This is a genomic window from Actinobacillus capsulatus DSM 19761, from assembly GCF_000374285.1.
In the GTDB taxonomy this organism is placed as follows: Bacteria; Pseudomonadota; Gammaproteobacteria; order Enterobacterales; family Pasteurellaceae; genus Actinobacillus; species Actinobacillus capsulatus.
This window is the reverse complement of sequence record NZ_KB893934.1, coordinates 98,248-112,212: the sequence shown is the minus strand read 5'-3', so window position 1 is coordinate 112,212 and position 13,965 is coordinate 98,248. Positions and strand designations below refer to the sequence as shown.

Sequence of the window (13,965 nt, the reverse complement as noted above, 5' to 3'; positions counted from 1 at the left end):
GGAGTGAGATATGACAAGTGAAGTACTGCTCACAATGACAAATGTTAGTAAATCTTTTCCCGGCGTAAAAGCGTTGGATAAAGCTAACTTAACCGTAAAATCCCATAGCGTACACGCCTTAATGGGCGAAAACGGCGCAGGTAAATCCACCCTGCTCAAATGCTTATTCGGGATTTATGCCAAGGATGAAGGTGAAATTCTATTTTTAGGCAAACCGGTGAATTTTAAAACCTCAAAAGAAGCGCTTGAAAACGGAATTTCGATGGTTCACCAAGAACTGAATCTAGTAAAACAAGTAAGCGTCATGGATAACCTTTGGCTTGGGCGTTATCCGCTAAAAGGGCCGTTTGTCGATCACGATAAAATGTATCGTGATACCAAAGCAATTTTTGATGAATTGGATATTAATGTCGATCCGCGCGATAAAGTAGCGAAATTGTCCGTATCGCAAATGCAGATGATTGAAATCGCTAAGGCCTTCTCGTACAACGCTAAAATTGTGATTATGGATGAGCCGACTTCTTCGCTTTCTGAAAAAGAAGTCGAACATTTATTTAAAATCATTCAGAAATTAAAAGATCGTGGCTGCGGCATTATTTATATTTCGCACAAAATGGATGAAATCTTCAAAATTTGTGACGAAATTACTATCTTGCGTGACGGTAAATGGGTAAACACCGTTGCGATTAAAGATACCTCAATGGAACAAATCGTTTCAATGATGGTAGGTCGTGAACTGACTCAACGTTTCCCGGAAAAAACTAATACACCGAAAGAAACCGTACTCGTGGTAGAACATTTAACCGCCAAAAATCAGCCGTCCATTCAAGATGTTAGCTTTGAATTGCGTAAAGGCGAAGTGTTGGGTATTGCCGGTTTGGTCGGTGCAAAACGTACCGATATTGTCGAAACGATTTTCGGTGTACGTGAAAAATCCGGCGGCAGCATCACTTTAAACGGCAAAGCGGTAAACAATCGTAATGCGTTTGAAGCAATCAATAACGGTTTTGCGCTGGTTACCGAAGAACGCCGTTCAACCGGTATTTATGCAAATTTAAGTATCGAATTTAACTCATTGATTTCAAATATGAAATCTTACTTAAGTAAATTAGGTTTACTCAGCAATAAAAAAATGAAAAGCGATACCCAATGGGTGATTAATGCGATGAATGTTAAAACACCGTCCCATCAAACAAGCATCGGCTCACTTTCCGGCGGTAACCAACAAAAAGTGATTATCGGTCGTTGGTTGTTAACCCAACCAGAAATTTTAATGTTGGACGAACCGACCCGAGGCATTGATATCGGTGCGAAATTTGAGATTTACCAATTGATTCTCAATTTAGCCAATAAAGATAAGGGAATCATTATGATTTCGTCCGAAATGCCGGAGCTATTAGGGGTAACCGACCGAATTTTAGTCATGAGTAACGGGAAAGTTGCAGGCATTGTTGAAACCGCCAAAACCTCTCAAGAAGAAATCTTGCAGCTCGCTGCAAAATATTTATAAAAGCAAGGAGTGATGTATGTCCGCTTTAAAACAGAATCGCACCATGGATTTTTTTAAACAAAATGCGATTTATTTTGTGTTATTAATTTTGTTAATTGTCATTATCGTACAAGACCCAAGTTTCTTAAGTTTACGTAACTTCAGTAATATTTTATCGCAATCTTCCGTGCGTTTAATTATTGCATTAGGGGTTGCCGGTTTAATTGTGACGCAAGGTACCGACTTATCCGCCGGTCGTCAGGTGGGATTGGCAGCGGTAATTACCGCAACCTTAATGCAATCAATGGAAAATATGAACCGAGTGTTCCCCGATTTAGCTGAAATTCCGATTCCGGTTGTGATTATTGCAGTATGTGCTGTCGGTGCGGTTATTGGCTTATTAAACGGCTTTGTTATTGCTTATCTCAACGTAACGCCGTTTATTGCTACCATGGGTACGATGATCATCGTTTACGGTATCAACTCCCTCTATTACGATGCGGTAGGCGGCTCACCGATTGCCGGCTTTAGCGACAGCTTCTCAACCTTTACTCAAGGTTTCTTCCGTTTCGGTGATTTTAAACTCTCTTACATCACGATTTATGCGGTAATCGCTACGTTAATTATGTGGACACTTTGGAATAAAACCCGTTTCGGTAAAAACATTTTTGCAATCGGTGGTAACCCAGAAGCAGCACGTGTTTCAGGGGTAAACGTACCGCTTAACTTAATGGGTATTTATATGTTATCCGGTGTGTTTTATGCGTTTGGAGGTATGTTAGAAGCAGGCCGTATCGGCTCGGCAACCAATAACCTCGGTTTTATGTATGAAATGGATGCGATTGCGGCTTGTGTAGTGGGCGGTGTTTCATTTGCCGGCGGTGTCGGTACGATTATTGGTGTGGTGACCGGGGTAATTATCTTTACCGTGATCAACTACGGTTTAACCTATATCGGTGTAAACCCGTACTGGCAATACATTATTAAAGGCGGCATTATCGTGCTTGCAGTGGCGATTGACTCGCTCAAATACGCGAAGAGAAAATAAAGATTGTCCTTGTCCAAAAGCGGTGCTTTTTGCAAATCGTACCGCTTTTTTCATGCCTAAAGCGGTTAAGCAATGGATACAACAAGCGGTCTATTTTCATCCCAAACTTGCAAAGTTCAGGTGAAAATAGACCGCTTATCAACATATAACGCATTACTCTAAGGTAATTGCGTCTTTGATTTTTTTCAGTGCCGCATTTTCTAATTGGCGTACACGTTCGGCTGAAATACCGTATTTATCTGCCAGATCTTGTAAAGTGGCTTTATCTTCATCCAACCAACGGGTTTTAATAATATCTTGGCTACGTTCATCTAACGTCGCCAGTGCATAAGCCAACTGGGCGGTCGCTTCGCCCGTATGTTCTTCATCTTCCAGTTCATCAGCAAAATTTGAGCTATTGTCTTCAATATACATTGAAGGCGCATAAGCCTCGTCATCATCTTCACCAGTTGACAAATCAAAACCTAAGTCTTGACCGGCCATACGAGACTCCATTTCTCGTACCTCTTCAACCGATACCCCTAAATCCTCCGCCACTTTTTTGATTTCTTCTTCATTAAACCAAGCGAGACGGTTTTTGTTTTTACGCAGATTAAAGAATAACTTACGTTGCGCTTTGGTGGTTGCCACTTTCACAATACGCCAGTTTTTCAATACGTATTCATGAATTTCCGCTTTTACCCAATGCACCGCAAAAGAGACTAAGCGCACACCGACATTCGGGTCAAAACGTTTTACCGCTTTCATCAAGCCAATATTCCCCTCCTGAATTAAATCGGCAAGCGGCAGTCCGTAACCCAAATAACCGCGCGCAATATGAATCACGAAGCGCATATGCGAAAGAATCAGTTGTTTTGCCGCTTCTAAATCTTCGTCATAATAATAACGTTCAGCCAGCTCTTTTTCTTGTTCGGCACTGAGAATAGGATATTGATTTGCCATACGAATATAGCTATCGAGATTCCCTTGCGGAACAGGCATACCACCTTGCACTAAAGCAGGGTGCATCGCCTCACTCGGCTCATTCTCTAGCACTTCTACTTCATCCGGCTCAATAATTTCTGCATCTTCTATCTCGTGTTCGTCAAATTTTCTCATCTTATTTCTCATTGGCTATTCATGACCCGTATATTATAACAGCGTTAGAATGATCCGGTGCGAATTTCTTACGAAAGCATTGGACGACAATAAAAAAGCAGAGTTCCCGACTGAAAAATCCGCTTTTGAGTATATGAATTTATTTAAGCTTTAATGGTTTTTTCTTCGTGTTTCGCTAACACTAAATAACCCACTGCAGAAAACACAGAAAGCGCTGCAATCACTACATAAGACCAGAACCAACCGAAGTTATCCGCTATAATCAGCATAATCCAGTTTGCGCGCATATTACCGATTAGATAGGCAGTGTTCGGATAGTAATTGGCAATCATACTTTGCGATGCCGGCGCTAACGCCCCCTGCACCACGCCGCATAACACCAATAACACCAATAACACCAATAACACCAATAACACCAATAACACCAATAACACCAATAACACCAATAACACCGCAAGCGTAATAAAATCGGAGTTTATTTGTAAAATAGAAAAGTGAAATACTTGAACTACTCCGCAAATTAATTTACCAAGCGGTCGAATTTGCAAAACTTTTTGCAAAATCAACCGCTTTCCATTAGAATTGCAAGACTTTTGGGGCTGATTCTGGATTCGACGGGATTAGCGAAGTCCAAGGTGCACGTCGAGGTGCGGTAGGCCTCGTAAACAAACCGCAAAAAAATAGTCGCAAACGACGAACAATACGCTTTAGCAGCTTAATAACCTGCTCATAGCCTTATCGCCTCAGCTTCCGCTCGTAAGACGAGGGCAACGATAAGTCACCCAAAACGAGATCGTGTGGACGCCGCCGTTTGAGGATCGAAACACTAAATTGAATCAAACTAGCTTATTTCTTGCGTGTCTGTCCGCTGGAGATAAGTGAAACTAAAGACCAGACTAAACGTGTAGTGCTGAAGATGGAGTAATTTCGGACGGGGGTTCAAATCCCCCCAGCTCCACCAAATCATGGTTCTATGAGAACCTGCCGAATACGAAAGAGCCTTGAAATTCAACGTTTCAAGGCTTTTTTATTGCCCTATACGTGCCTATGCGATACTATGGAAACCTAAGATTTTAGGAGTATATTTAGGAGTACGCCTGAAATACTCCTAAAAACCATACTCCTAAAACATAAAAAGGGCTTGATATGGCAAGGGAAACAACGCCACTGAACGACACTCAGATTAGAAAAGCGAAATCTGAAGATAGTCCGCTTAGAGACGGTAAAGGGCTACTATTATTCATCACTGCAAAATCTAAGTTGTGGCGGTTTAGGTATGAACGCCCGATTACTAAAAAGCGAAATGATTTAAGCCTTGGGGCTTATCCTGAAATTAGCCTAGCAAGAGCAAGGGAAATCCGTGAAGAATATCGTGCTTTACTGGCTCAAGGCATAGATCCAGCCGAACACCGCCAACAACAAGAACAGGCAAAGCTAAACGAGCAGAATAACACCTATGAAAATGTTGCGTGGGCGTGGTTCGAATACCGCAAGACCAAGAAAAATTTTTCCGTTGATTATCAGAAAGACGTAGAAAGCCTAATCAGAAGAAATCTTTTGCCTCATTTTGGTCATTTGCCAATCACGGAAATTACAGCACCAATGGCATTAAAGGCATTCAAACCGTATCAAGACGCCGGCACACTAGAAAAACTTAAACGCACTATTCAAAAGCATAACGAAATTATGACCTATGCTTTACACCGTGAAATGATTAGCTTTAATCCTACGGCAAACATTTCAAAAGAGTTTGATAGTCCAACGGTTGAACACTTTAAGACGATCAAGCCCGAAGACTTAGGGGAATTTCTTTACACCTTGAATAACGCCCAAATTCATTTACAGACCCGTTATTTAATTTTGTGGCAATTGCTCACAATGACCCGTCCAAATGAATCCGCTAGTGCTGAATGGTCGGAAATTGATTTAGAGCGTAAGCTATGGATTATCCCCGCTGAAAAAATGAAACGTGGCACAGAACATAAAGTAACGCTATCACGCCAAGCATTAGCCCTACTGCGTGAAATCAAAAAACTAAGTGGCGGTAAGTCCTATTTGTTCCTAAACACGAAAAACCCACAAAAGCATATTAATGCCCAAACCGCCAACGCGGCTATTAAGCGAATGGGCTTTGAAGGGAAGTTAGTGGCTCACGGTATGCGGTCGATTGCTTCCACCTACCTAAATGAGCAGGGCTATGACAGCGATTTAATCGAGGTGGCACTATCGCACCTCAACAATGACCGTATTAAAACAGCTTACGATAGGGGAGAGCGGTTAGAACAACGCTTTAAATTGCTTCAAGCGTGGGCGGATTTTGTTGATGAATGTTCGCAAGGGGCGATTCCACAATATCATTTGAAAATGGTTGCTTAAGAAATAAAAATCAGTCCCTTTTTATGGACTCGCAAAAATCAGGCTGTTCTCAATGCTAAAGCGTTGTCGATAGATGATAGTAAGCTGATAGCCCAATGTAAAAGGTACTCCGGAGGGGGTACCCTTTCCACGGGGTTGGGGGCTCGCGGTTTTCGGCAGATTTTACGATTTTTAGGCATCATCATCATTTAAAAATATTTTCATTGAGCAATAAGCTACTATGATCTAGGAACAAGCCGGCACAAGGCTTTTACCTCATTTTATAAGAAACCTTCCATTCAGCACAAAGGCTTAAAAGATGACGATTGATGTCGAATTAGGTACAAGCCTCATAAATTAGGGCAGCATGGGGGAAATCCCCACGCCGCACACTAAAACAGCTAAACATTAATAACGAAACAAACGAACAGGAATTAAAACCGTTTACCGGCTGAATTATCCGATAGCGGAATCTCGCTATCACCTAATTATTCGCACAAAGGGCAAGACTTCCCCCCGACGAAGGAAGTTAAAAACAGTAGCTGGATAATCTGTTATTTTATCCACCCATCTGATACAATACAGACCAACCGAAGCCGATTTAATCGGTAATCAATTTGAGCAACTAGGAACGGACTAATTACCCGAGCCGAAAAGAAACTACCCCTATTAGTTTCCTGTTGCTCACTCTCTTAATAGGGCAACGTGTGGGGGCGTTTTATGGTTGATATTTACAAAGAATTACAGTCACTAAAAGATGAATTTAACGAAAAATATGTATCTGTTTTTGATTTAATTACACACTTGCAAAATACAAATGAAAATCTAAGCAAAGAAGATGTTATTGATTGGATATTTATAAAATTAAGAAAATTCAATAATTTTCAAGAGTTTTTTTCCTATGATGATTTTAATTGGGTAAATGAAGCTAATAATTTTGTTTTGGAAAATGGCATTCCAGTATATAAAAAAAGAGATGATGGCGTGGTTTGTATTTACGATACAAGTACGCCAAATTTATTTTTTGAATTTTTAATTTACGCAAAGAATACAAAAAGGAGTTTATCCGCTCTTGAATTTGATATGGATGAGTGGGGATTTAAAAAAGCACGAGCCAAAGATTTACTCTTAAATAGACAAATGATTGAAAAAGAAATAGGGGAAAAAATTGGATGTGTTAAAGATGATGGTATATTTGAAAGACTTAATGCTATTCAATTGCAAACTAAGCTTAAACGCGCAGAAGATAAAATAAAAATTCTTGAAGAACAAATCGTTAAACTGCAAGCGGAAGAACAAAACGCAAATAAAGGGGTTTTACATATCAACCAAAATGAGCCGAAAGATAATCAAAACTACTCACCAATCGAAAGAGAAACGCATTTACAAATCATTGCGACACTTAGCTTTGAACTTTCTAAAACCGCTCAAAAATATAAGCGTGGCAATGATAAGATAAACTTTTCTGCAATAGCCAAAATGTTGGAAGAACACTCCGATAGTTTTGAGAATAGAAGAACGGCTGAGGCATACCGAAAGCGTATTGTAGAAGCGGTAAATAGTTTTAACGGGGCGGACTAACCGCCCTTTATTTTTGTCTAAAATCCACCAAATTTAACCGCTTACCAATTCTTAAGGCATAACTTACCAAATTTTTGACAACTTAAAAAACAAGATAAGGCGTTGAAATACAAAGGATTATGCTTGTTTCCCAAATTAACTTACCAAGTTTTTTTGGTAACTTCCCAAATAAAAAAAATCACTTTCATAAAATCCACCTCGTACCGCCAAGACTTACAACGGTTTACGGCAAGTTATTCAACTTTACGAGGAGGATTCTCAATGACTTACCAAGACACAAACATTTCTGAACGCATTATCCGCAAGCCGGAGTACCTATCACGCTTAGGCGTAAGCAAATCTACCCTGACAGACTGGGAAAACCCTAAATCAAAACGTTATCGCCCTGACTGCCCGAAGAAAATCAAATTAGGAGCTAATTCAGTCGGCTATCTCGAAAGCGAAGTAAATGCATTTATTAAGGCGTTAGCAAATAACCGAATTGAAGCGGCATAGGAGGAATATTCAATGGAACTCAAAACCATCAAACATATTCAAGCCGTAAGCGGATTTAGTCGTGCTTTTATCTACAAGCAAATTCAAGCGGGCAAACTTTCCCCGCCTATCAAGATAGGGCGTGCTTCACGTTGGAAATCATCGGACGTAGAACAATGGCTTAATGATTTAATCAACAACGAAAGAGGGCTTAGCACGTTATCGGCAAACAGTACCAAGGCTATTGATAAGTTAGCCGGTAATCAAGTGTAAGGAGCTAACTTATGAACGCTAATATTACACGCAAAGAAAAACTAGGAAGCTATTTATTAACAAGCCGTAACGGTTTTTCTGAACTGGACGGAATGAGGGAATTAGGCATCACCAGCGGTCGAAACGAGCTCAACGAGCTAGAAGCTATTACACAGACTGAATTTATTCGTATTCAAGAACATAACCAAAACGGAGGTACGCATTTTCGCTATTTCTTAGCAGATAAGACACAGGCGGAGAGATTAATCACTTTCCTAAATGGAAAAGCAGTAAGTCGTAACGCAGCGATTCCCTATCCGCCAACGGTGGCGGAATCTGTACTTAATCAGTTAGCAGCACCAACACAGGCGCAATTACAGCACAAAGTACGTAAACCGGTGAAAGGAGTGTAACAGGAGTGATTCAGTATGAAGTGTGAAATAGCCAAGATGAATACGGTATTAATTCAGCACGCATTTGATTACTACGCTGCCGGCAATAAGAACGTATTCACGTTTAAGAGCCTGTACAACGACGAAGAACCCTACCCGCTTGAGGAGCTTATTACTTGCCTTGCTACGCATATTCAGATTTTAGAAGCGGAGCAACAAATACGACAAACCGAGAGCCGGCAGACTTCAATATGGCTATATGCGAAAAGAATTAAGCAATTGGAACTGATTAGAAAGGGAAAAGTGAGATGAAAGGATTAAATGAGCAATTACCGATTGAAGCGGTATTTCCTAAAGTGTTTCGTAAAGAAACCGTTGCAATGACAAACACTCTCAAAGTAGCGGAATACTTCGGAAAGCAGCATAAAAACATTTTGCAACGTCTTGAAAATTTAGAGTGTTCAGAAGAATTTAACCAGCTGAATTTTAAGCCCGTTAAGTACACCGACCAAAAGGGAGAAAGCCGGAAGATGTTCTTAATGACCCAAGACGGCTTTACGCTTTTAGTCATGGGATTTACCGGCAAAAAAGCAATGCAATTTAAAGAGATGTATATCGCCGAATTTAACCGAATGAAAAAGCAACTTGATAGCAAAGACCGCCTAAGAGATACGCAACACTTACTTAATGAAGCGATTGATTTCAAGCAGCAGACTTCTGAAAAAGAAGATCCGCACGCGTACAGCCGCGAAAATACCCTCGTTTATTGTGTAGCGTTGGGCATGAGTAAAAAGAAATGGTTATCACAGAATAGTTATCCGGCAGATGCTGAAATCCGCCAATTTCTCACGCCGGAACAACTTGATTTAATCCATTTACTTGTTACTGAAAACGCCACAATGATTAAGTTAGGTTTGGAGTACACAGTACGTAAAAGTCATTTACAAGCAAGTGCATTACATTACTGGCGCAAACTGGCAGTAGGGAAGAATCAAAATGTTAGCGGTTAAGTTCGGAGGTTAGCGCAATGGGATACGGTCATCAAATCCGGCAAAGGTTCGCTATTGAGTACGCCCACAAGGGCAATGCAACACACGCCTTAAAAGCCGTATTAGGTACAGAACGAGCCGAGCGAATGAAAGCGGTAACGCTACGAGCAAGAGCAAGCGAACTGCTAAATAACTATCGCACCATGGAACTAATCGAGCAAGAAAAGCAAGCAATGGCGGAACGAGGGGAACGGTTGCCAAGATTTAGAAAGCGAACTTATCGCACGGATTTAATGAGTGAATACAGCAAGCGGACACCATCACAACCGACAGTCGTTCTACAAGAAATCAGAGGTTTTAAAACAATATTGAAACAGTTATCACGAGCAACAAAACGAGGACGGAAACGGTAACAAAACGGTAACGATATGGAATAGATGCGGAACACTTTTTCAAAAGTTCCACTAGTAAAAGTTGACTTTATTAGCAAATAAAAACGCCCTCAAAGCGACACTAAGAGGGCGAAAACAAAAATTTAAAAAAGGTATTTAACCGATGAATATTTTACAGTACATCACAACAAATAGCGACACAATCGACAATAATCCGCAAGGTTATTTGGATATGGTTCATTCCGTGCTATCAGCGGAATTTGCAAAAAATGAAGAAAATTTGACCGCTTGTAAAAAGAATTACTTTACAAGTTTAGCGAATAAGGTTTATGCTATTCTCGCTTTCGCAAAATCGGAAGCCGAGCGTCGAAACTCGAATAATAAAACTTTGGCGAACACTAGCACGCCTTTAATTCGTGCTTTTTTTGTTCGTAGCACACGCACACCTAAAGAAAGTGCGTTCCTGAAAACTGAGGAGCGTTCAATTCTTCAATATGAATTAGGTATGTCCAAATTTGGACACTCCCTATTTTTCTCAATGGTAGCGTGTAATGGGAAAGGTTCGCCCTTTGCTGTGTTCCAAAGTTCGCAGTTTTCGACCCCGTTACACGCTATCGCCAGAATCGTCGAAAATTCAGCGGTAGTCTTCAATAATTTAACTTTGGAGCTATCAGCCATGATCTATCTATTCAAAGCCGTAAGCCGTTTAGACTTACGCAACACGTCAAAACCGATTTCATCATTCCCTTGCTATACCGTGCGTATTAAAGCCAATAGCTTAGAACAAGCTAAAGCTAAGGTCTGCCCTTTCTTTGCCGTTAAGGAGGTGGTTTATGCGTAACACAAATAAATTGATAACAGATATTCATGAGCAAACCGATAAAATCGATATGCTACTTGTCTATGCGAGCAGTTTATCAAGTGCGATTAGCATTGATCATTCTGAGTGCCTAAGCGTAGATGAGGAAAGCGAATTTACTTATAGCAGCGATATTGCCGACGGCTTACTTGCGCTTAATGATTACCTTATTGGGCAGATTAAACAGGCAAACCGCCAACGTGATCAACAGATTTATGAATTAATCAAAGCTCACGAAGCACAGACCGAAGCATTGAATGCTTACAAATTGGCGGAATGTGAACGAAAAGCGGTGGAGGTAGCAAAAGATGAATAATCTAGAAACCCTCCATTCAATCAAGCAGCCGTTAGATATGGCGAAGATATTCCTTGAGATTGCTTTAACCGGCAATGGCGCGGTACGACGTGAAAACGGCACGCTGATGAGCAGAGATGAAATACTGGCGGAAGCCTTCCAATACTTAGATGAAGCGCACACTTACTTACAGGAAGTGATCGAAGAGGTGGAGTATGAACAAAATCCGCTTTTATGATGACCAGTTAGCAAAAACGAACGCCTTCAACGATTGGATTATTCTCGCCGGTCAAGACGCACACAAAGCCTATTACCGATGGAATAGTACGATGAGCCGCTCAGAAGCCGGCAAGGGAGAAAGATGGGCGTTAATTCGTGATAGCTTCAAACTAGGCAATGATATGATTCCGTGCTTGTTGGATAGCAAAGATTTAAGTCAATTAGACCGCTTGTTACTGGCGCCGGCAGCACAGCGATTCATTAAAATATTCCAAGTGGGGGAACTCCCCACTTTGGCGAAAGATAAAGACGATTTTCGCACCCGAGTATTGATGAATCTCGCAGAACATTGCCCGAATCTTACCGCCGTAGAATGGCTAGATGAAGGCTTTAATACGGAAAACCTAACCAGCGAATATCAGCGCATTAAGAACGGACAGCACGCTACCGCAGAGCTTTTAGAGCAACGCACACTTAACCCCGAAGATGATACAGCCCCACGTGTAGAAATGCGTAAGCGTGGTGGATTAAAAGGCTTGTACTACATAACTACTCGTATTGTGGACGGTGAGAAAGTCGAAAGCGAAAAATGGTTATCCGATTTTGTCGAGGTCATCGGGCTAGGCAAAGGAGAAAGTGAACATTTCATTATTTTGCAAAAAGAGAAGCAAGAACGACCGCTTGTTATGCCGCTAAAAGATATTGGCGAGCGTGACGGCTGGCAGTATTTGAAACGTAATGATGTGACGGTAACTACTAAGCAAGCATTGCGGGCAGAATTAGCCGATTATTTTCAATTTAAAAGCCGAACCGCCAAGCAGTATTACATTACCGATAAAACCGGCTGGAATGAAGATTTAACCGCTTTTACCTTGCCAAATGGGGAAACCCTAGGACAACCGCAAACCCCGACTATTTTCCGCAATTTAACGCAGAATATCGAAGGGTATAGAGTAAGCGGAACAACAGCGGACTGGGTGGAGAATATTGGGCGTTATTGCGTAGGTAATCCGTCTATGATGTTATCGGTTGGCGTGGCATTAAGTGCGCCATTGCTGAAACCCTTAGAAGCGGACGGCTACGGGGTACACCTCTACGAAGATTCAACATTCGGTAAAACAACCGCTTTAAATATTGCCGCTTCAATTTACGGACACCCAAGAGAAACCCGTACAGCGTGGAATGCGACACCGTTAGCCTTACAGAACGAAGCCTTTAGCCGTAACGGGCTATTTATGCCGTTAGATGAAATCAGCGAAGCCAGTCCGAAAGCCGTCGCACAGACCGCTTACAGCTTGTTTAACGGACAAGGTAAGTTACAAGGTGCGAAAGAAGGTGGGAATCGCAAGTCGATTAAATGGCTAGTAGCGAATCTCTCTACCGGTGAGGAAGGTTTAGAAAGCTATCTCAAGCAACAAGGAATAAAGGTCAATGCCGGTCAATTAGTCCGCTTACTTAATATCCCGATGAAACGAGCGACAGAGTTTCACGGCTTGGCGGACGGTAAAACGCACGCTGATGCGCTCAATGCGAACGTCATGCGCTATTTTGGTGCGGTGGGCGTAGATTGGCTCACTTATCTAGTCCAAGCGGAAAAAAGCGCATTGAGAGCGTTATACGACAAAGTAAAACAATCTCGATTAAAGAGCTTGCCGGATAATTCAGAACCTCAAATTAAGCGGGTGATGGCGGATAGATTCGCCCTCATTGAAACCGCCCTATTATTGGCTAAGGATATCTTACAATGGACGGAACAGGATATATCAAACGCTATCACGGCTAACTTCAATGAATGGGTAAATGCTTATGGCTGGCACTCGAAAAAGCATACCCAAATCATTGAGCAGGTGAACGGTTGGCTATTGGTAAATGCTGATACTCGTTTTGAAGAGTTTCCACCGGACGGCACACAGAAGCCTATCAGCAATAAAGCCGGTTATCGACTGGTAGAAGATGACCGTTATTTTGTCTTCAAAAGCGTATTTGAAGATGAAGCCTTACAAGGGCAAACGAAAGAGGTTGCTTTACCCGTGCTTTTAAAAGCGGGAATTCTTCACAAGGGAGAAGGCAACGGCTACGCATATCTTCAACGAATGCCGCGCAAGATCAACCCAAAGAGAACACGGGCGTATCTTGTCGAGATTCTCAACGAAGACAGCGAAGTATAGCCATGCTATAAAACTACATTCAGACCGCCACTATTGGCGGTTTTTTGTTATCTTTTGTTATGCTTCGTGCTTATAAAATGTACTTTTTATACAGCCTGTATAAATTTATTCTCTCCTTTCTATTAGGAAGCATATTTTTAATAGTCCAATAGTCCCAAATACCCTTTTTAAGGTATGAAACCATTATATATCAATAAGTTAGATGTAAAATTATTGGACTATCATGGGACTAAAATCGCCATTTTGGGACTAAAATACCCCCTTTTGGGACTAAGTGCTTAAGCTAAAAAAATGAAAACACTCAAAAGTATTTAGTCCCAAAACCACCTAAAATAGTCCCAAACGGGAAAAAAT

15 protein-coding genes and 1 other RNA gene are annotated in these 13,965 nt (G+C 41.3%); 14 read left to right on the top strand and 2 right to left on the bottom strand.

Annotated elements, in window-relative coordinates; translation table 11 throughout:
- Positions 1-10 precede the first annotated feature (10 nt).
- Positions 11-1,510, top strand: coding sequence for a galactose/methyl galactoside ABC transporter ATP-binding protein MglA (gene mglA, locus C228_RS0104765; protein ID WP_018651547.1), 1,500 nt, complete (start codon positions 11-13; stop codon positions 1,508-1,510).
- 16 nt (positions 1,511-1,526) lie between these two features.
- Complete coding sequence (gene mglC, locus C228_RS0104760; protein ID WP_018651546.1) at positions 1,527-2,537, top strand: galactose/methyl galactoside ABC transporter permease MglC; 1,011 nt, start codon at positions 1,527-1,529, stop codon at positions 2,535-2,537.
- Positions 2,538-2,690: 153 nt separating this feature from the next.
- Here mglC and rpoH read toward each other — a convergent pair whose 3' ends face one another.
- Positions 2,691-3,635: an RNA polymerase sigma factor RpoH gene (gene rpoH / locus C228_RS0104755; protein ID WP_018651545.1), complete on the bottom strand. Its 945-nt coding sequence runs from the start codon at positions 3,633-3,635 to the stop codon at positions 2,691-2,693.
- Between the two features lie 143 nt (positions 3,636-3,778).
- Entirely contained in the window at positions 3,779-4,195 is a 417-nt protein-coding gene (locus C228_RS14775) for a hypothetical protein (RefSeq protein ID WP_245552747.1), read from the bottom strand.
- Positions 4,196-4,230: 35 nt separating this feature from the next.
- Here C228_RS14775 and ssrA point away from each other — a divergent pair.
- The 12 genes from ssrA (at position 4,231) to C228_RS0104690 (ending at position 13,611) form a co-directional block, all read left to right on the top strand.
- Positions 4,231-4,596, top strand: a transfer-messenger RNA (tmRNA) gene (gene ssrA, locus C228_RS14060).
- Positions 4,597-4,781: 185 nt separating this feature from the next.
- Entirely contained in the window at positions 4,782-6,011 is a 1,230-nt protein-coding gene (locus C228_RS0104745) for an integrase arm-type DNA-binding domain-containing protein (RefSeq protein ID WP_018651543.1), read from the top strand.
- A 699-nt stretch (positions 6,012-6,710) separates the two neighbouring features.
- Positions 6,711-7,571, top strand: coding sequence for a hypothetical protein (locus C228_RS0104740; RefSeq protein ID WP_018651542.1), 861 nt, complete (start codon positions 6,711-6,713; stop codon positions 7,569-7,571).
- A 261-nt stretch (positions 7,572-7,832) separates the two neighbouring features.
- Positions 7,833-8,066: a helix-turn-helix transcriptional regulator gene (locus C228_RS0104735; RefSeq protein ID WP_018651541.1), complete on the top strand. Its 234-nt coding sequence runs from the start codon at positions 7,833-7,835 to the stop codon at positions 8,064-8,066.
- Between the two features lie 12 nt (positions 8,067-8,078).
- Positions 8,079-8,318 (top strand): helix-turn-helix transcriptional regulator, encoded by a 240-nt coding sequence (locus tag C228_RS0104730; protein ID WP_005612729.1) that lies wholly within the window; start codon positions 8,079-8,081, stop codon positions 8,316-8,318.
- An 11-nt stretch (positions 8,319-8,329) separates the two neighbouring features.
- A complete protein-coding gene (locus tag C228_RS0104725) occupies positions 8,330-8,710 on the top strand; it encodes a hypothetical protein (RefSeq protein WP_018651540.1) in 381 nt (126 codons plus the stop codon).
- Positions 8,711-8,997: 287 nt separating this feature from the next.
- Positions 8,998-9,699, top strand: coding sequence for a Rha family transcriptional regulator (locus C228_RS0104715; RefSeq protein ID WP_018651538.1), 702 nt, complete (start codon positions 8,998-9,000; stop codon positions 9,697-9,699).
- 17 nt (positions 9,700-9,716) lie between these two features.
- The gene (locus tag C228_RS0104710; protein WP_018651537.1) at positions 9,717-10,091 is read left to right on the top strand and encodes a hypothetical protein; all 375 of its coding nucleotides are present in this window, start codon (positions 9,717-9,719) and stop codon (positions 10,089-10,091) included.
- Positions 10,092-10,233: 142 nt separating this feature from the next.
- Positions 10,234-10,911, top strand: coding sequence for an ash family protein (locus C228_RS0104705; protein WP_018651536.1), 678 nt, complete (start codon positions 10,234-10,236; stop codon positions 10,909-10,911).
- Positions 10,904-11,245 (top strand): hypothetical protein, encoded by a 342-nt coding sequence (locus tag C228_RS0104700; protein WP_018651535.1) that lies wholly within the window; start codon positions 10,904-10,906, stop codon positions 11,243-11,245. Before C228_RS0104705 ends, C228_RS0104700 begins: the two co-directional genes overlap by 8 nt.
- Entirely contained in the window at positions 11,238-11,462 is a 225-nt protein-coding gene (locus C228_RS0104695; RefSeq protein ID WP_018651534.1) for a hypothetical protein, read from the top strand. The genes C228_RS0104700 and C228_RS0104695 overlap by 8 nt, the downstream gene beginning before the upstream one ends.
- The gene (locus C228_RS0104690) at positions 11,440-13,611 is read left to right on the top strand and encodes a DUF927 domain-containing protein (protein ID WP_018651533.1); all 2,172 of its coding nucleotides are present in this window, start codon (positions 11,440-11,442) and stop codon (positions 13,609-13,611) included. Before C228_RS0104695 ends, C228_RS0104690 begins: the two co-directional genes overlap by 23 nt.
- The last annotated feature ends 354 nt before the right edge of the window (positions 13,612-13,965 follow it).